General features: G+C 67.5%; 19 protein-coding genes. 10 read left to right on the top strand and 9 right to left on the bottom strand.

All coding sequences use genetic code 11. The features are described from left to right. Positions 1-85: 85 nt before the first annotated feature. The 3 genes from RH91_RS05605 to recQ are packed head-to-tail and all read left to right on the top strand — an operon-like array spanning position 86 to position 2,410. Positions 86-319: an antitoxin MazE-like protein gene (locus RH91_RS05605; protein WP_157136862.1), complete on the top strand. Its 234-nt coding sequence runs from the start codon at positions 86-88 to the stop codon at positions 317-319. Further along, entirely contained in the window at positions 316-651 is a 336-nt protein-coding gene (locus RH91_RS05600) for a type II toxin-antitoxin system PemK/MazF family toxin (RefSeq protein WP_010161611.1), read from the top strand. Before RH91_RS05605 ends, RH91_RS05600 begins: the two co-directional genes overlap by 4 nt. After that, entirely contained in the window at positions 644-2,410 is a 1,767-nt protein-coding gene (gene recQ, locus RH91_RS05595) for a DNA helicase RecQ (protein WP_010161610.1), read from the top strand. Before RH91_RS05600 ends, recQ begins: the two co-directional genes overlap by 8 nt. Positions 2,411-2,599: 189 nt before the next feature. Here recQ and RH91_RS05590 read toward each other — a convergent pair whose 3' ends face one another. After that, positions 2,600-3,706 (bottom strand): mechanosensitive ion channel family protein, encoded by a 1,107-nt coding sequence (locus RH91_RS05590; protein WP_010161609.1) that lies wholly within the window; start codon positions 3,704-3,706, stop codon positions 2,600-2,602. Positions 3,707-3,834: 128 nt separating this feature from the next. Between RH91_RS05590 and RH91_RS05585 the strand changes: the two genes are divergently transcribed. The 4 genes from RH91_RS05585 to RH91_RS05570 all read left to right on the top strand — a co-directional run bounded on the left by RH91_RS05585 (position 3,835) and on the right by RH91_RS05570 (position 6,568). Continuing rightward, on the top strand, positions 3,835-4,269 hold the full coding sequence (locus RH91_RS05585) for a TIGR01244 family sulfur transferase (protein WP_010161608.1): 435 nt from the start codon (positions 3,835-3,837) through the stop codon (positions 4,267-4,269). A 10-nt stretch (positions 4,270-4,279) separates the two neighbouring features. Then, complete coding sequence (locus RH91_RS05580; protein WP_010161607.1) at positions 4,280-4,669, top strand: hypothetical protein; 390 nt, start codon at positions 4,280-4,282, stop codon at positions 4,667-4,669. A gap of 115 nt (positions 4,670-4,784) precedes the next feature. After that, on the top strand, positions 4,785-6,371 hold the full coding sequence (locus RH91_RS05575) for a GMC family oxidoreductase (RefSeq protein ID WP_010161606.1): 1,587 nt from the start codon (positions 4,785-4,787) through the stop codon (positions 6,369-6,371). Between the two features lie 17 nt (positions 6,372-6,388). Further along, positions 6,389-6,568, top strand: coding sequence for a hypothetical protein (locus tag RH91_RS05570; protein WP_029623634.1), 180 nt, complete (start codon positions 6,389-6,391; stop codon positions 6,566-6,568). Positions 6,569-6,841: 273 nt separating this feature from the next. On the opposite strand, the gene RH91_RS05565 is transcribed toward RH91_RS05570, so the two are convergent. The 7 genes from RH91_RS05565 to RH91_RS05535 all read right to left on the bottom strand — a co-directional run bounded on the left by RH91_RS05565 (position 6,842) and on the right by RH91_RS05535 (position 13,190). Further along, positions 6,842-8,275 carry an ammonium transporter gene (locus RH91_RS05565; protein ID WP_010161605.1) on the bottom strand — a complete coding sequence of 478 codons (1,434 nt, stop codon included), beginning with the start codon at positions 8,273-8,275 and terminating at the stop codon, positions 6,842-6,844. 11 nt (positions 8,276-8,286) lie between these two features. Next, positions 8,287-8,625, bottom strand: a complete 339-nt coding sequence (locus RH91_RS05560; RefSeq protein ID WP_010161604.1) for a P-II family nitrogen regulator — start codon at positions 8,623-8,625, stop codon at positions 8,287-8,289. A 382-nt stretch (positions 8,626-9,007) separates the two neighbouring features. Further along, positions 9,008-9,214, bottom strand: coding sequence for a putative signal transducing protein (locus RH91_RS05555; protein WP_010161603.1), 207 nt, complete (start codon positions 9,212-9,214; stop codon positions 9,008-9,010). Positions 9,215-9,218: 4 nt separating this feature from the next. Then, positions 9,219-10,370, bottom strand: coding sequence for a M42 family metallopeptidase (locus tag RH91_RS05550; protein ID WP_010161602.1), 1,152 nt, complete (start codon positions 10,368-10,370; stop codon positions 9,219-9,221). Positions 10,371-10,428: 58 nt separating this feature from the next. Continuing rightward, positions 10,429-11,373, bottom strand: a complete 945-nt coding sequence (locus RH91_RS05545; protein ID WP_010161601.1) for a DUF5996 family protein — start codon at positions 11,371-11,373, stop codon at positions 10,429-10,431. 133 nt (positions 11,374-11,506) lie between these two features. Then, on the bottom strand, positions 11,507-12,937 hold the full coding sequence (gene tldD, locus RH91_RS05540) for a metalloprotease TldD (RefSeq protein ID WP_010161600.1): 1,431 nt from the start codon (positions 12,935-12,937) through the stop codon (positions 11,507-11,509). Positions 12,938-12,956: 19 nt separating this feature from the next. Then, positions 12,957-13,190, bottom strand: a complete 234-nt coding sequence (locus tag RH91_RS05535; protein ID WP_010161599.1) for a zinc-finger domain-containing protein — start codon at positions 13,188-13,190, stop codon at positions 12,957-12,959. A gap of 286 nt (positions 13,191-13,476) precedes the next feature. Between RH91_RS05535 and RH91_RS05530 the strand changes: the two genes are divergently transcribed. Then, complete coding sequence (locus RH91_RS05530) at positions 13,477-14,400, top strand: ABC transporter ATP-binding protein (RefSeq protein ID WP_010161598.1); 924 nt, start codon at positions 13,477-13,479, stop codon at positions 14,398-14,400. 165 nt (positions 14,401-14,565) lie between these two features. Here RH91_RS05530 and RH91_RS05525 read toward each other — a convergent pair whose 3' ends face one another. Continuing rightward, positions 14,566-15,195: a LysE family translocator gene (locus RH91_RS05525; protein ID WP_010161597.1), complete on the bottom strand. Its 630-nt coding sequence runs from the start codon at positions 15,193-15,195 to the stop codon at positions 14,566-14,568. A 175-nt stretch (positions 15,196-15,370) separates the two neighbouring features. On the opposite strand from RH91_RS05525, the gene nadB reads away from it, so the two are divergent. After that, entirely contained in the window at positions 15,371-16,957 is a 1,587-nt protein-coding gene (gene nadB, locus RH91_RS05520) for an L-aspartate oxidase (RefSeq protein ID WP_010161596.1), read from the top strand. Positions 16,958-17,253: 296 nt separating this feature from the next. Next, positions 17,254-18,387 carry a serine hydrolase gene (locus RH91_RS05515; RefSeq protein WP_010161595.1) on the top strand — a complete coding sequence of 378 codons (1,134 nt, stop codon included), beginning with the start codon at positions 17,254-17,256 and terminating at the stop codon, positions 18,385-18,387. Positions 18,388-18,401 lie beyond the last annotated feature (14 nt).

The raw sequence follows: 18,401 nt of genomic DNA, 5'->3' as shown, positions 1-18,401 counted from the left end.
TCGGGAAAACCTTGTTAGCCCACCCTGCGAGCGTTACATGTAACGACACCTTCCGGAGACCGCTGCAATGGGCATGGAACGACCGATGACCAGTGCCGAACGTGTTGCCAAGCGCCGCGCGGCACTGCGTGCGCAGGGGTTGCGGGCGCGGACGCTGTGGCTGCCCGATCGCGCCAGCGCGGCGTTCCAGGCGAGCGTTGCCCAAGATACGGCCGTCATCAACGCCATGCAGAATGGGACCGATACGCTCGCCTTCATCGAGGCGGTCCAGCATTGGCCCGATGCGGACTATGACTGGGGTCCAGGCGGCGCACCGTGAACCGTGGTGACATCGTCACCGTTGCCGCCGGATCGGGTTTCGCGGGAAAGCCGCGCCCGGCGCTGATCGTCCAGGACACCGCGTATCTCGGGATTTCGACCGTGGTCCTCGCGCTGATCACCAGCGACGAGCGCGCAGGCCAGCTGTCAATCAGCGTCCCCGTCACCCCCAGCGCGGTGAACGGTCTGCGCGTGCCATCCTATGTCACCGTCCACGAACTGGTGACGGTTCGGCGCGAAAAGCTGGACAAGCACGTCGGCAAGCTCGAAGAGCCCCTGATGCGCCGTGTCGATCACGCCATCATCCTTTTTCTTGGCCTAGATCGTGGTTGACCCCCTCCCCATCCTGCAATCCACCTTCGGCTTCCCGGCGTTTCGCGGCGTCCAGGGGTCGGTGGTCGAGCGTGTGCTCGCGGGCGAAAACACGCTCGCGGTGATGCCGACCGGCGCGGGCAAGTCGCTGTGCTACCAGCTCCCGGCGGTCGCGCTCAACGGCACCTGCGTCGTCGTCTCGCCGCTGATCGCGCTGATGCACGACCAGCTCCGCGCGGCGACCGCGATCGGGATCAGCGCGGCGACGCTGACCTCGGTCGATACCGACCAGATGGAAACGATCGCGCGCTTCCGCCGCGGCGACCTCGACCTGCTCTACGTCGCGCCCGAACGCGCCTCGAGCCAGAGCTTCCGCGACCTGCTGGGGCAAGCTCCGCTCGCTTTGTTCGCGATCGACGAGGCGCATTGCGTGTCCGAATGGGGGCATGACTTCCGCCCCGACTACCGCCTGCTCCGCCCGCTGCTCGATGCCTTCCCCGGCGTGCCGCGGCTTGCACTGACCGCGACCGCCGATGCGCATACCCGCGCGGACATCCTCGACCAGCTCGGCATCCCGCACGACGGGATGATCGTCGCGGGGTTCGACCGGCCCAACATCCAGTACCGCATCAGCCCCAAGGACAATGCGACGCGCCAGATCGCCGACCTGATCGCGGAGACGCCCGGCGCTGGCATCGTCTATGTCCAGAGCCGCGCTGGCACCGAGAAGATGGCCGAGGCGCTCGCCAAGACCGGTCGCCCGACGCGCGCCTATCATGCCGGGCTCGATCCGTCGGTCCGCGCGCGCAACCAGGCCGATTTCGTCGCGTCCGAGGACATGGTGATGTGCGCGACGGTCGCGTTCGGGATGGGGATCGACAAGCCTGACGTCCGCTTCGTCGCCCATGCCGGCCTGCCCAAGTCGATCGAGGCCTATTATCAGGAAACCGGCCGCGCCGGACGTGACGGCGACCCGGCGGTCGCGCATCTCTTCTGGGGGGCGGAGGATTTCGCGCGCGCACGCCAGCGGATCGGCGAGGTCGAGCCCGCGCGCCAGCCGGGCGAGCGGCAACGGCTCGCGGCGCTCGGCGCGCTCGCCGAGACCGCGGGGTGCCGCCGCCGCATCCTGCTCAAGCATTTCGGCGACGACAGCCCTGAGAACTGCGGCAATTGCGACAATTGCATCAGCCCGCCCGCCAGCGTCGATGCGACGGAGGTGGCGAGGAAGTTCCTCTCCGCGGTCTTTCGCACGGGGCAGAGCTTTGGCGCGGGCTATATCGAACAGGTCCTGATGGGCCAGTCGAGCGAGCGAAGCCTGATGAACGGGCATGAGGCGCTCGGGGTGTTCGGGATCGCGTCGAGCCCGGAGGAAGCCGCGTTGATCAAGCCGGTCGGGCGCGCGTTGCTGCTGCGCGATGCACTCCGCGCGAACGATTTCGGCGGGCTGGAGTTCGGCCCCGGCGCGCGCGGGATCCTGAAAGAGAATGACCGCGTCGACCTGATCGTCCCGCCCAAGCGCACGCGGCGCACGCGTGGGGGAACGGGCGCTGCCGCGAATCCGAGCGGCGATCCTTTGTTCGAAGCGCTCCGCACCCGCCGCCGCGAACTCGCGCTCGAGGCGAGCGTGCCGCCTTACGTCATCTTCCACGATTCGGTGCTGCGCGAGATGGCGAACCTGCGTCCGGCGTCGCTCGGTGCGATGGGGCGGATTACCGGGGTCGGGGCACGCAAGCTGGAAGCGTATGGCGAGGCGTTCCTGGCGGTCGTGCGCCGGTTCTGAAGTCGCGACGGGTTACACCGCCGATCCCCACCGCCGCCGCCCCCCCAAAGCCGTCATGCTGAACTTGTTTCAGCATCCACCGTGCAACGGGCTCGGTCCGCCATCGTGGCGCGGTGGACCCTGAAACGAGTTCAGGGTGACGGAGGAATGGGGGGATGAGGTGGTTCGCAACGCCGAGGCAACCTACCCCTACCGGGGCACGCCCCCCGTCGGCGTCGCATCGTTCGCATGCGCGAACCCCTCCGCCACCAGCCGCCGCCGGACGATCGCCTCGGGCATCTCGGTCGCGATATAGCGCATCAGCCCCTCGCGAATGTCGCAGCGCAGGTCGAACGCGATCGACGCGTCCTGCGCGGTCGCGAGCACCCGGAGCTGGATCGCATCCGGTGTCGCGTCAGTCACCTGCAGGTTCCAGAACCGCTTGTCCCAGCGCGGATTGTCCCGAACGATCAGCTCCGCCCGCGCGCGCAGCCGCGCGACATCGGCGGCGGGATCGACATAAATGAACACCGACCCCAGCAATTGCGCGTTCGACCGCGTCCAGTTCTGGAAACTGTCCTCGAGGAACTTGCTCACCGGCACCACCAGCCGCCGGTCGTCCCAGATCCGCACCACGACATAGGTCAGCCGGATCTCCTCGATCCGCCCCCATTCGCCCTCGATGATGACGACGTCGTCGAGCCGGATCGGCTCGGTAAAGGCAAGCTGGATCCCCGCGATCAGGTTCTTAAGCGCGGGCTGTGCCGCCGCGCCGACCGCAAGCCCCGCCAGACCTGCCGATGCCATCAGCGTGACGCCAACCGTGCGGATCGCCGGGATGCTCAGCAGCATCATGCACAGCGTGATGAAGACGACGCAGATCACCGCGATCCGCGTGAGGATCGCATAGCGCGTGCGCTTGCGCCGCGCCTTCAGATTGTCCGCGACCGTGACGTCATAGCGCAGATCGACCACGTCGTTGACCGCACGGATCGTCGCGATCACCATCCAGCCGACCAGCGCGGGGACGACGAACCCCGCGATCTGCTGCCACAAGGCGGCCGCGTGCGGCTTCAGATCCACCCCGCGCGCGGCCATGCTCAACGCGACCGCGAGGAAGATCCACCGCATCGGCGCGGCGATCCGCTCGACCACCACATTGTCCGCGCGGCTCGGCGTACGATCGACGAACCGGCGCAGCGCGAGCATCGTGAGCCGGTACGCGACCAGCGCGAGAACGATCGCGATCACGAAGGTCACCCCCGCCTCGAGCCGCTTTTCCCACAATCGCGACAGTCCCAGGTCGATCATCGCCATCCTTCCGGCCGCCGATCGGGCCAAAGTGTCCGTGCGCCCCCAACACACCAGCGCAGGGCGACGTTCCGGCCCGGCGCGCGCACGACGGCAGGCCTTTCGCGGCGAGGCCCGCGCGGTATAAGGGCGGCATGACCATCCTCCGCACCATCGACCCGAGCATCGCCGTCGCCCCGCAGATCGATCCCGACGCGATCGCCGAGCTCAAGGCCGCAGGCTTCTCGCATATCGTCAACAACCGCCCCGACGGCGAGGATTTCGGCCAGCCGAGCGGGGACGAGATCGCCGCCGCCGCCGCCGCCGCCGGAATGCAGTATAGCGCGATCCCCGTGACACACGCCGGCTTCTCGCACCCGCAGATCGACGCGATGGCGGCGGTGCTCGCTGAGGCGGACGGCGCGGTGCTCGCCTATTGCCGTTCGGGTACGCGCTCGTGCAACCTGTGGGCGCTCGCCGCGGTCAAGGCGGGGGCAAATCCCGACACCGTCATGGCGAAGGCGGCGGCGGCGGGATACGACCTGACCGGCCTGCGCCCGTTGCTCGACGCGCTCTCCACCCCGCAGTGATTCCAAAGGAATGAGCTGGGACCTGCTCGGCTACAGCGTCGCGGGCCTCGTCGCGCTGGCGCTGGTCGCGCGCTGGCTGCGGCTCGACGAGAGCCGGATCGGCAGCCCCGCCAAGGCACGCGAGATGGCGGAGAACCAGCTCGCCGGGTTCGTCGCGCATGGTGCGGTGGTCGGGACCGACGGCCACGCCGCGCTGGTCGTGGGCAATGGCGCGCTCGCGCTGCTCCGCCGCAACGGGACGAAGGTCGCGGTCCGTCGCCTGCTCCCCCCGGTTGCGCTGGCGCAGGACGTCGAGGGGGTGCGAATCGAGTCGGGTGAGCGCGCGCTCGGGAGCGTCCTGCTGTTCGGGATCACCGCGGACGAGGTCCGCGCGCTCGAGGCGACGCTGACCTACCCCTGATTCTCCACATATCCGCGCGCAACACCGCTGGCGGCGGCGCTGGGATCGTGCCAAGTTCTCCGCTCAAGGCACGTCGGCAGCATAGCCACGGCCGTGGAGCGCGAGAGGATAGCCTGTGGAAGAGGTCGACATCGTCGTCATCGGCGGAGGATCGGGCGGGGCCGCCGCGGCGGGCCGGCTAAGCGAAGGCGGCCGCTATTCGGTCGCGCTGCTCGAGGCGGGGGGCCGCAACACCGGCCTGCGGACGCGGATGCCCGCGATGCTCGCGTTCCAGACCCCCAAGACCAACTGGAATTACGAAACCGTCCCCCAGCCCGGCCTCAACGGCCGCCGCGGACACCAGCCGCGTGGCAAGGGGCTCGGCGGGTCGAGCGCGATCAACGCGATGATCTATATTCGCGGCAATCGCTGGGATTACGACAATTGGGCGGCGATGGGCTGCCCCGGCTGGGCGTATGACGACGTCCTCCCGTGGTTCAAGCGCAGCGAACATAACGAGCGCGGCGACGACGCCTTCCACGGCGGCGACGGCCCCTTGTGGGTCAGCGAGCAGCATCACGCCAACCCGGGCAGCCGCGATTTCGTCGCGGCGGGGGAAAGCCTGCAGATCCCGCACAACGACGATTTCAACGGGTCGCGGCAGGAAGGCATCGGCCTGTATCAGGTGACGCAGAAGAACGGCGAACGCTGGACCTCGGCGCGCGCGTATCTCGGTGATGGCCCGCCGCATCGCAACCTCTCGGTGTTGACCGGGGTGACGGTCGAGCGCGTGCTGTTCGACGGCCAGCGCGCGAACGGGGTCGCCTATCTCCAGGACGGGCAAACCCGCCAGATCCGCGCGCGGCGCGCGGTGATCCTCGCAGGCGGCGTGTTTGGGACCGCGCAATTGCTGCAATTGTCGGGGATCGGCCCGGCGGCGCATCTGCGCGACCACGGGATCGCGGTACGGGTCGACCGGCGCGCGGTCGGCGCGAACCTGCAGGATCACATCGATTATGTCGCGTCGTTCGAGACGCCGGGGACGCAGTTCGTCGGGAGTTCGCTGAAAGGCACGCTCGCGATGGCGGGCGGGATGCTCCAGTGGCTGCGCAAGCGCGAGGGGCTGATGACCACGCCGTTCGCCGAGGCGGGCGCGTTCCTCAAGGTGATGCCCGATGCCCCCGCCCCCGATGTCCAGCTCCACTTCGTCGTTGCAGCACTCGAGGATCACGGGCGGACCAAGGTCAAGGGCCACGGCTATTCGTGCCACGTCTGCGTGCTCCGCCCAGAAAGCCACGGGACGGTCCGGCTCGCCTCGACCGATCCGTACGATGCGCCGCTGATCGACCCCGCGTTCCTCACCGATCCGCGCGACATGGCGGTGATGAAGGCGGGGGTGCGCGCGATGTACCGGATCCTCGAGCAGCCCCCGCTGACCGGCCACATGGGCCGCGACCGCCATCCGGTCGACCTGTCGGACGATGCCGCGCTCGAGGATCTGATCCGGGCGCGCGCCGACACGGTCTATCACCCGGTCGGCACCGCGCGGATGGGGTCGGACGCGGACGCGGTGTGCGATCCGCGGCTGCGGGTACGCGGGGTCGAGGGGCTGTACGTTGCCGACGCCTCGGTCATGCCCAAGCTCGTCTCGGGCAACACCAATGCGCCGTCGATCATGATCGGGGAACGCTGTGCCGATTTCGTGACGACCGACCTGGGGTGAGCCGCTAGGCGGTCGGAATGGATCGCAGGGACTGGACGAGGATCGGGATCGCGGCGGCGGTGGTGCTCGTGCCGGGCGGCTTCGTGCTCGGCGCGGTGCTCGCGGCGCGCCGGGTCCAGCAGGCGCGCGCGGCGGCGGATCTGACGGAGCGCTCTGAACACCCCACCGGCACCTCGGCGCGCGCTTCAGGCGAGTGATCCTCCGACAGCTCCGGCCAAAGACCAACCTCCCCTTCTGCTCCACTTCCCCGGCGAAGGCCGGGGCCCAATAGCGATGGCCGAGGTAATCAGGCGTTGCACTCTCTTTCGATCGCTCCGCTCTTGGGCCCCGGCCTTCGCCGGGGAGGCGGGCATTATTTTCGCGCCCCCCACACAGAAAAAAGGGCCGGTGTGTTGCCACACCGGCCTTAGGTCGTCCGCAGGAGGAACATCGTGGGGCCGCCGGGTCACCCGACCCGGCAACCAAACTCTTCAGTAATTATAGGCGCGCTCGCCGTGTTCGGTGATGTCGAGCCCGTTATGCTCGACCTCTTCGGTCGGGCGCAGGCCGATCGTGTACTTGAGCGCGAGGAACAGCACGGCGGAGACGCCGCCCGACCACACCGAGGTGATCCCGACCGCGGTGAGCTGCTTCATCAGCTGCGCCGACATGCTGTATTCGGCAGCGGTCACCGCGACCGCGGGGAACTTGGTGTAATCGAAATAGCCCTGCCCGCCGAGCGACGGTGCCGCGACGATCGCAGTCGCAAGCGCCCCGACGATCCCGCCGACGCAGTGGACCCCGAACACGTCGAGCGAGTCGTCATACTTCAGCCACGCCTTCACATAGGTGACGAAGATGAAGCAGATCGGCGACACGATCAGCCCGAGCACGATCGACGTCATCGGCGCGGCATAGCCCGACGCCGGCGTGATCGCGACCAGTCCGGCGACCGCACCCGTCACCGCGCCGAGCAGCGACGGCTTCTTGTGGACGATCTGGTCGATCACTGCCCAGGAAACCGCAGCGGCGGCGGTGGCGACGAAGGTGTTGATGAACGCGACCGCGGTGACGCCGTTCGCCTCGAGGTTGGACCCCGCGTTGAACCCGAACCAGCCGACCCACAGCAGGCTCGCGCCGATCATCGTCATCGTCAGCGAGTGCGGTGGCATCGGCTCGCGGCCATAGCCGAGCCGCGGGCCGATCACGAGGCAGCCGACCAGACCGGCGATGCCCGCGTTGATGTGGACGACGGTGCCGCCCGCGAAATCAAGCGCGCCGAGGTTGAACAGCCAGCCGCCGTCGGTCGGCGCGTTCGGAAGGAAATCCGGGCCGGCCCAATACCACACCATGTGCGCGATCGGAAAATAGACCAAAGTCAGCCACGCGACGACGAAGATCATCAGCGGCGTGAACTTCACCCGTTCGGCGAACGCCCCGACGATCAGCGCGGGCGTGATGCACGCGAAGGTCATCTGGAAACAGACATAGGCAAGCTCGGGAATGTAGACGTTGTTCGAGAAGGTCGCCGCGAGCGTGGTGCCGTCGACGCCGCGCAGGAACGCCTTGGACAGCCCGCCGAAGAAATGGTTCTCGCCGCCCGAAGTGAACGCCATCGAATAGCCGTAGGACACCCACAGCAGCGAGGCGATGCAGACGATCATCATCACCTGCATCAGCACCGACAGCATGTTCTTGGTGCGCACCAGCCCGCCGTAGAACAGCGCGAGCCCGGGTACCGACATCATCAGCACGAGCGCCGCCGAGATCAGCATCCAGCTGGTGTCGCCCTTGTTGACCATCGTCGCCATCTGCGCGGCGGCTGGCGCCTTGATCAGCGCGGGGGCCTGCGCCCAGGCGGGCAGCGCCGCAACGACCGACGCCCCCGCCAGCATCGCAAAACCCGTCTTTAGTGCTGGCTTCATTTCTACCCCCCTCACAGCGCGGTCTCATCGGTTTCGCCGGTGCGGATCCGCACCGCCTGCCCGACATCGAGCACGAAAATCTTGCCGTCGCCGATCGCGCCGGTGTTGGCGGACGCCTGGATCGCCTCGACCACACGGGGGGCGACATCGCTGCCGCAGACGACCTCGATCTTGATCTTGGGGACCATGTTGGTGCTGTACTCGGCGCCGCGATAAATCTCGGTCTGGCCCTTCTGGCGGCCGAAACCCTTGACCTCGGTGACGGTCATGCCTGCAACACCGATCTCGGTCAGCGCCTCGCGCACCTCGTCGAGCTTGAACGGTTTGATGATCGCTATGACGAGCTTCACGCAAAGACCCCCCTGGTTATTGGTCCTGGGGAATGCTTCGCAAGCGCCGTGCCAGATGCGCCGGGACGCGAAACCGTGCATGTGACGCGTCAGAACGGTTACGATTGCGTAAATTTTATGTGCAGGTGCGAAGCATTGCCTGAAAATGAGGCAGGTCGGCTTTTGCTTTATTCCCCGCCCGTTCGTTTTTGGAGACATTTGCGCGCAGGGACGCCGCGCATGGGCCTCTCGCCGGACGCGCTGCACGGCCGCACCCCAACCCCTCCCCTGAAGGGGAGGGGCTAGTCCGCTTCTTCTTCTTCTTGCCCCTCCCCTTCAGGGGAGGGGTAGGGGGTGGGGCGAGCCTCGCAGAGCACCCCCGCCCAAAGCCCTGACGGCACCCTCAGCCCGCGTCCGCCCCCAATATCTCCAGCGCCGCGTCGGCGTCCTCGTCATCCACCATCACGCGGACCGGAATGAAGAACTGGCTCCCGTCCGCGATGCTCGCATTCCCATCAAGCGCGATCGCCATGATCCCTTCGCTATCGAGCCGCCCGATCACGATATATGCCTCGTTACGCCCGAAGCGCCCGACTTCGACGAGACTCATCCGCTCACTCCTTCCCCGGCGTGAAGTCGCGCAGATCCGCGACCGTCTTCGCATCGAGCTTGCCGATCAGCGCGACGACGAGATCGACCATCCGGTCGAAATCGGCGCGATCGATGATGCCGTTATGCGCATGGGTATAGCGCGCAGGGACGACGAGGTTGACCGTCGGCACGCCGCCGTTGGTCGCCTGGATCGCCGCGCTGTCGTCGCCATAGCCCTGGACCAGATCGTGCTGGAGCGGGATCCGCGCGCCCTGCGCGGCTTCGTCGACCAGCCGGACGAACTTGCGGTTGGGCAAGGTGCTCGAATCGTACAGGAAAATGCCTGGCCCGCCGCCCAAGACCGCCTGCGTCTCCTCCGGGTTGCGCCCGGGGCTGTCGCCGGTGATGCCGCCCTCGATCGCGATGCCGACATCGGGCTTGATCAGGTCCGCCGAAGTCCGCGCACCGCGCAGGCCCACTTCCTCCTGCACCGTCGCGACGACGAACAGCTGGTTGGGGTGCCCGGTGCTGCGCAGCCGCCGCATCGCCTCGATGATCACCGCGAGCCCGACCCGGTCGTCCCACGCCTTGCCAAGATAGCGGTCGCCCTTGCCCATCACCGTGAAAGGCGAATCCGGCACGACCGGGTCGCCCGCCGACAACCCCAATGCCGCGACTTCGGCGGGACTCTTCGCGCCAACGTCAAGGTACAGCGTGTCGCGCGGATAGACCTTGGTGCGTTCGTCGGCGGGCACGACGTGGATATCGCGGATTCCGGTCACGGCATGGACCGGCCCCTTCTTGCCGATGATGATCCAGCGCTGGTCGGGCAGCGCCTGGTCAAGCCAGCCGCCGAGCATCTGCATCGAGAGATAGCCGGTCGGCGTCACCCGCCGCACCACGCCACCGAGCTCGTCCATATGCGCGTCGAGCATCACCTTGGGCCCGCTCGACCCGTGCTGCGCGATCACCGAGCCGACGCCGTCGTAACTGACCTTGTCCGCCAGCGGCTTGAGCTCGCGCACCATTACCGCGCGGACCGCTTCCTCGAACCCGGGCGGGCCGGGTGCGTCGGCGAGTTCACCCAGCAGACGCTCCGTGCGGTCGCCCGATTGCGCCCCGGCGGGGCCGGCGATGATCGCCATGCTCATGAAAACGGACAGGATTTTCTTCATCGCGCACACCCTCTGGTCGAACCGCATGGTCGCAGGCGGCGCGCGCCGACGCAAGCGGTCAGACGTGGCGTGGGATTCCTGCGCGACCCGGCGCACATTCGAGCGCAGACCGATCCCACTGTCCGAGATCGGCAGCGGCATCATAGGTCGACTGGCAGAAACCGAGCAGCGCCGCATCCGGATCGGGCGCGGTGCGGACCGCGTCATAAGGCAGCATGAACTCGCCGAGCCCGGCGTTCCACGACGCCGCTGCCGGGCTGACATGCGCCTCGGCATAATGGTCAGGTGCGGGATAGGCGTAGGCATAGAAGGCGGCGTGCGGCCAGGCGTCGCTGCCCGGCCAGAAGCCGACGCTGGCTTCCTCGTGGCTATACGCGTCGCGCGTCACCGCATCGGGCAGGCCGGGGAAACCGCCGGGATGGGTCGGCGCGGCGCGGCCCGAGAAGCGCGTGACCGCAAGATCGAAGCTGCCCCAGAAGAAATGCACGGGGCTCGCCTTGCCGAGGAAACCGGTACGGAACTGCCCGAAAACGCGCGAAACCTGGATCAGCGCGCGCCAGAAGGCGCGGACGGCGTCGGCGTCATAGGGCCGGTCGGCGGTGTCTTCGGCGAAGGGGGGCACGTCGGCCATTTCGCTCGGGGTGCCATCGAAGGTGGCGGGAAGGTCGAGTTCGCTCAGGCAGGCAATCACCGTCTCGTGGAAATGCGCGATGCTGCCCGGATTGAGGCCGATCCCGCGGCTGCGCCCGTCGCTGGTCATGAACACCAAACGATCGTGGAGCAGGTCGAAGTCGATCTCGAGGATCCGGTCGCCGACCGGGATCGCCGACGTGGTGAGGCCCCGCGCGGAGACATAAAGCGGCACATGCCAGCTGTGGTTGAGCCACGGCGACAGCGCGAGCCGGACCTTGCCGATGATCTGGGTTCGCAACTGGAGCGCGATCGCGGTGTCGCGCCACGCGGGCCAGTCGAGTTCGGGCCAGTGCGGGGATTGGTCCGTCATGTCTCGCCTTTCCGCTCCGTCATGCCGGGCTCGTCCCGGCATCCACCGTCCACCGCATCCGCCGATGTTTAGAAAAGAACGCCGGTGGACCCCGGCACGGTGGCCGGGGTGACGCAAAGTCAAATCATCAGGGTTACATCGCCGTCCCGCCGACCGTCAGCCCGCCAACCAGCAAGGTCGGCTGCCCGACGCCCGCGGGGACGCTCTGCCCGCCCTTGCCGCACATGCCGATGCCCTCGTCGAGCGCGAAATCGTTGCCGATTCCCTCGACCTTGGTCAGGCACGACGGCCCGTCGCCGATCAACGTCGCGCCCTTGATCGGCGCGCCGATCTTGCCGTTCTCGATGCGATACGCCTCGGTGCACGAGAAGACGAACTTGCCCGACACGATGTCGACCTGCCCGCCGCCGAACGCCTTGGCGAAGATGCCCGACTTGACTCGGCTGAGCAGTTCGGCGGGATCGTCGTTCCCGCCGCGCATGAAGGTGTTGGTCATCCGCGGCATTGGCGCATGCGCGAAGCTCTCGCGACGCCCGTTGCCGGTCGGCGCCACGCCCATCAACCGCGCGTTGAGCCGGTCCTGGATATAGCCCTTGAGAATCCCGTCCTCGATCAGCACGTTCTCCTGCGTCGGCGTGCCCTCGTCGTCGATCGACAGTGACCCGCGGCGATCCACGATCGACCCGTCGTCGACCACCGTCACGCCAGGGGCCGCAACGCGCTCGCCGATCCGCCCGGAGAAGGCGCTGGTGCCCTTGCGGTTGAAATCGCCCTCGAGCCCGTGGCCGATCGCCTCGTGCAGCAAGATCCCCGGCCAGCCCGGCCCGAGCAGCACGGTCATCTCACCCGCGGGCGCGGCGACCGAATCGAGATTGACGACGGCCTGCGCCAGCGCCTCGTCGATTGCGCGGTTCCACGTCGCGGGCTCCATCAGGTCGGTGTAGAGGTAGCGCCCGCCGATCCCGAAGCTGCCGGTCTCGCGGCGGCCATTCTGCTCGACCACGATCGACACGTTGAGCCGCACCAGCGGGCGGATGTCGGTCGCCATGAAACCATCGGCGCGGACGATTTCGACGACGTTCCAATTGCCCATCAGCGACACCGACACCTGCGCCACGCGCGGATCGCGCGCGCGAGCTGCGGCGTCGATCGTCTGGCACAAATTCACCTTGTCGGCGAAGGGGATGAGGTCGAGCGGATCGGCGTCGGTATAGAGATGCCGGTTGGTGGCGCGCGGTGGGGCTGCCTTGGGGCTGGCCGACGGATCGATTAGCGCCATCGTCTCGGACGCGCGCTTGATCGCGGCGGCGCTCAGTTCGTTGGCATGCGCAAAGGCGGTCATCTCGCCCGACACCGCGCGGAGGCCGAAGCCCGAATGCGTGTCGTAGCTCGCGGTCTTCAGCCGGCCATCGTCGAATCCGAACGCCTCGGACTTGCGATATTGCAGGTAAAGTTCGCCATCATCCGCCTTGCCGAGTGCGGCTGCGGTGAGGGCCTGGGCCTCGTCGGGGGACAGCTGTCCGTCATGATAGAGGAAAGCGCGGGGGTCTGCGGGACTCGTCATACCCCCGAATATAGGAGGCTCAGCGGCCTGCGCCATCCCCATGATCGTGCAGCGTTGCCTGATCCGCGCCATCGGCGGGTCCGCCGATAAGGATGAAGCGGCGGTCGCAATAGCCGCAATCGACATAGCCGGTGTCGTCGATCTCGAGGAAGACGCGCGGATGCCCGAGGCTCGCGCCGCCAGGAATGTCGGTCGCGCCGTCGCAGATATTGCGGGCGTGGGTGACGCGGAGGATTTCGGGCGGGGCAATCATGCGGCCGCGATAGCAAGCCGGGGGGGAAGCTTCAACGGTGTTTGGGTGGGGGGATGATCTTCCCTATCCCCCCGTTCGTCCTGAGTAGCGACCGAGTAGGCGAAGCCGTATCGAGGGCGCGTATCGAAGGACATCGCGCGCAACCGTGCTTCGATACGCGCCCTCGATACGCCCCCAAGCGGGGGCTACTCGATCGCTACTCAGCACGAACGGAGAAGGGGAAACGCGCGCCCGACATACGGTTTTACCCTTTCCGCCAGCCCCCCGCCCCCGTACAGCAACCCGCATGACGGAAGCGGCCATCTCCATCGCCAACCTGTGCAAGACCTACAAGGGCGGCAAGCAAGCGCTCGACGACGTGTCGTTCGATGTGCCGCGCGGCACGATCTTCGGGCTGCTCGGCCCCAATGGCGCGGGAAAATCCACGCTGATCAACATCCTCGCAGGCCTCGTCAACAAGACCGGCGGCACCGCGTCGATCTGGGGCTTCGACATCGACCAGCACCCGCGCAACGCCAAGGTGTCGATCGGGATCGTCAATCAGGAGATCCTGTTCGACCCGTTCTTCTCGCCGTTCGAGACGCTCGAGATCCAGGGCGGGCTGTACGGCGTCCCCAAGGCCAAGCGCCGCTCGATGGAATTGCTCCGCGCGGTGCATCTGGAGGACAAGGCCGATGCCTATGCCCGCACGCTGTCGGGGGGCATGAAGCGCCGCCTGATGGTGGCGAAGGCGATGGTCCATTCGCCCCCCGTGCTGGTGCTCGACGAGCCGACCGCGGGCGTTGACATCGAACTGCGCCAGCAACTCTGGGCCTATGTCCGTTCGCTCAACGAAGCAGGCGTGACGGTCGTGCTGACGACGCATTACCTCGAGGAAGCCGAGGAACTGTGCGACCGGATCGCGATCATCAATCACGGCAAGGTGATCGCCAACGAACCGACCCGCGACCTGCTGGCGAAGGCGACCGAGAAGATGGTCGAGGTGACGGTCGACCGCGACGTCGCGGTCCCGCCCGCCAACGCCTGTTTCCAGAAGATCGAGCTGAAGGGGACGCGGACGCTCGCGATCACCTACGCCAAGGACAAGGTCAACGCGGGCGAAGTGCTCGCGGCGGTGCAGGCGGACGGCTATGGGATCGTCGACGTATCGACGCGCGAGGCAGATCTGGAGGACGTGTTCCTCAACCTGACGCGCGCGGCGAACGCGTAAGGACGGCTGCTCGCGCTTGCGCCCGCCCCTCACCGTGATCCTCGCGGACGCGGGGATCCATACGGGCTGACCGCGCAGAATATGACGGACAGTGACTATGGATTCCCGCCTGCGCGGGAATGACGGACATCGGGTGAGGTCACCTCGCCCCGACGGCCAGTAAACTCAAGAATGCCGCGTCCGCAGCAGCGCGAGCCCGAAGCCGATGAAGATCACCCCCGTCACCCGGTTGAACAGCCGCTTGACTGCGGGCCGCTCGAGATACCCCGCCAGCGACCGCCCGCCCAGCGCATAAACTCCGTACCAGAAGCTCTCCAGCACCGCGAACGTCACCACCAGCAACGCGAATTGCGGCGGCTTGGGGAACGCCGGATCGACGAATTGCGGGAAGAAGGCGGCTGCGAACAAGATCAGCTTCGGGTTGCTGATCCCGATCGCGAACCCGCCGCGGAACAGCGCGCGCAGCGACAGCGTGCGCGGCAGTTCCCCCTCCGCCACGTCGATCGGCGCCCCGTTGCTGCGCCACGCCTTGATTCCGAGGTAGATAAGATACGCAACCCCCACATAGCGCAGCACGTCGAACGCGCCCGGCACCGCAAGCAACAGCGTCGTCACCCCCGCCGCCGAAGCGGTGAGCACTAGCACAAGCGCGAGCAGGCACCCCGCCATCGCCGCGACGCTGCGCTTCAGCCCCATCTCGACGCTGCGCGACAGAATGTGGAGCATGTTGGGCCCGGGCGTCCCGCACAGCAGGAACACCGCGCCGGTAAACAGCCACCAATTGTGCAGGGTCATCGTTGGGGTCCGCCGGGGCTGGGATGAGCTGCGTCGCTATACGGCGGCGCAGCCCCAGGCAACACCATCCCGCGTCCTGCTAGGCAAGCCCGCCAATCCACGATACCAGCCGCTGTGACAGACGTGTGACGTCGGTCCGCCGCGGCACCCGGCCAGAGCGGGAAGTGGAGAAGCGATGCAGTCCGACGTCCTCATCATCGGCTCCGGCGCGGCCGGACTGACCGCCGCGCTCAACCTGGCGGATCGCTTCAAGGTCACCGTGCTCGCCAAGGGGCAGCTCAACGAGGGCTCGACCGCCTGGGCGCAGGGCGGGATCGCCGCGGTGCTCGAGGAAGGCGACACGTTCGAGAGCCATGTCGAGGACACGATGATCGCGGGCGCAGGGCTCAACGATCGCGCGACCGTCGAGATGGTCGTCGAACGCGCGCCCGCCGCGATCGCGCGGCTGGTCGAGCTGGGCGTGCCGTTCGCGACCGAAACCGCCGACAATGGCGGCGGGCTGCATCTGACGCGCGAGGGCGGGCATTCGCATCGCCGGATCGTCCATGTCGCCGACGCGACCGGCTGGGCCGTCCAGGAGGCGTTGCAGCGCGCCGCGACCGATCATCCCAACATCACGCTCATCCCCGACATGGTCGCGATCGACCTCGCCACCGGCCGTCACGAGGAGCGCTATTCGGGTGCGGGGCATGTGTGGGGCGTCTATGCGGTCAACCGCGCGACCGGCCGGGTCGAGCTCCACACCGCGCGCGCGACGATCCTGGCGACCGGGGGCGCGGGGCGGACCTATCTGTTCTCGACCGCGCCACGCGGCGCGACCGGCGACGGGATCGCGATGGCGTGGCGCGCCGGGTGCCGCGTCTCCAACATGGAGATGATGCAGTTCCACCCGACCTGCCTCTACAATCTCGACGTCAAGAATTTCCTCATCACCGAGGCGGTGCGCGGCGAAGGTGGACACCTGCTGCTGCCGGAAAACGGCTATCGCTTCATGCCCGAGGTCGACCCGCGCGCCGAGCTCGCGCCACGCGACATCGTCGCGCGCGCGATCGACCATGAGATCAAGCGGCTCGGGCTCGATTACGTCCACCTCGACATCAGCCACAAGGGGCCGGACTTCATCCGCGAGCATTTCCCCAACATCTACGAGAAGCTGCTGACGCTGGGGATCGACATGACCACCGATCCGATCCCGGTCGTCCCCGCGCAGCATTACACCTGCGGCGGGATCGTCGTGGATCTGGATGGTCGTACCGACTTGCCCGGCCTCTATGCGGCGGGCGAGTGCAGCGAGAGCGGATTGCACGGCGCGAATCGGCTCGCGTCCAACTCGCTGCTCGAATGCTTCGTCTTCGGCGAGGCATGCGCCCAGCATATCAGCGACCATTGGGACGCGCTCCCCGCCCCGCCGCCGATCCGCGCGTGGGACGAAAGCCGGGTCGAGGATTCGGACGAGGAAGTCGTGATCAAGCAGAACTGGACCGAAATTCGCCGGTTCATGTGGAATTACGTCGGGATCGTGCGGACGACCAAGCGGCTCGAGCGCGCGCAGCACCGCATCCGGATGCTGACCGAGGAAGTGAACGATTATTACGGCCATTTCCGCGTCACGCCCGACCTGATCGAGCTGCGCAACCTGCTCCAGACCGCGGAACTGATCGTGCGTTCGGCGCTCGCGCGCAAGGAATCGCGCGGGTTGCATTACACGCTCGATTATCCGGACATGCTGCCCGAGGCGCGCGACACGATCCTCGTGCCGTAGCCGGGCATTAAGATCCCCCTATCCGTCATTCCCGCGCAGGCGGGAATCCATTGGGACCGCCGCGCTGTTCCTGCGAGACCAGCCAGTATGGATCCCCGCCTGCGCGGGGATGACGGCGGGAGGAGTGAGCGTCACCGGGCGTACCGTGCCGTCTGGTCGTACAGTGAAGGCGTCTGGTCGCAGCTTGCGATCGTACCCATTTCTCAAACCAGATCTGGCCCTATCGCGAGGGTTCAGGGCATGATGCCGGGCGGGAAACAAATTCGGTGGTTGCGCATATTCTACCTCTGCACCTCATGAAGCCCGCAGCCACCCTGCTGCTCGTCTCCGCGCTGTGCGCCTGCGGTTATGGCGCGCGGCTCCAGGGCGCGCGTGGCGCGCAGACGCAGGCGCCGCTGGTCGTCGCGATCCCGCCGCGCTCGGGGCCGGCACCGGTCGGTCACCGCGTCCTGCCGCAGCCGCCGATGCTGACCGCAACGATCACGCAGCTGGTGCGCAGCTTCAACGGCAAGGTCGGGGTCGCAGTGCGCAGCGTCGACGATGGCTGGATGATCAATGCGGGCGGGAGCCAGCGCCTGCCGCAGCAAAGCGTCAGCAAATTGTGGGTCGCGATGACGGTGCTCGCCGCGCGCGATGCCGGCAAGCTCCGGCTCGACGATCCGATCACGCTGACCCGCGACGACATCACGCTGTTCCACCAGCCGATCGCCGGGCTGATCCGTGGCGACACCGGCTATCGCACCACCGTCGGCGAGCTGCTCCAGCGCGCGCTGACGATGAGCGACAATACCGCCAACGATCGCCTGCTCCGCCTCGTCGGCGGGCCGACCGCGGTGCGCGGCTTCATCGCGCGCAAGGGATTGGGCGCGATCGGCTTCGGCCCGGGCGAGCGGATGTTGCAGGCGACCACCGCCGGGCTGACGTGGCAGCCGTCCTACGCGTTCAACGACGGCTTCAACCGCGCGCGCAACGCGCTGACCCGCGCCGAGCGCCTTGCCGCGTTCAACCGCTATGTCGCCGCTCCGCTCGACGGTGCCGCGCCCGCCGCGATCGCGACCGCGCTCGCGCGGCTCAAGCGCGGCGAAATCCTGTCGGCCCCGTCCACCTCCTATCTGATCGGCACGATGCAATCCTCGCACACCGGCAAGATGCGGCTGCGCGGCGCGGTGCCGCCGGGCTGGACGTTCGGCCACAAGACCGGGACCGGACAGGACTACGCGGGGCGGACCGCTGGCTATAACGATGTCGGCCTGCTGATCGCGCCCGATGGCCGCACCTATGCGATCGCGGTGATGATCGGCGACACGCTCCGCCCGATCCCGGCGCGGCAGCAATTGATGCAGGCGGTCGTGTCGAGCGTCGTCGCGACGCATGCGAGCACGGTCTCCGCCGATACCAATCGCCGGAGCGCCAGCCGCCCGAACGGCTGAACGCAAAGCGGGCT

This window comes from Sphingomonas sp. PAMC 26617 (genome assembly GCF_000242835.1).
GTDB lineage: Bacteria > Pseudomonadota > Alphaproteobacteria > Sphingomonadales > Sphingomonadaceae > Sphingomonas.
This window is presented reverse-complemented; position numbering and strand designations above follow the sequence as displayed.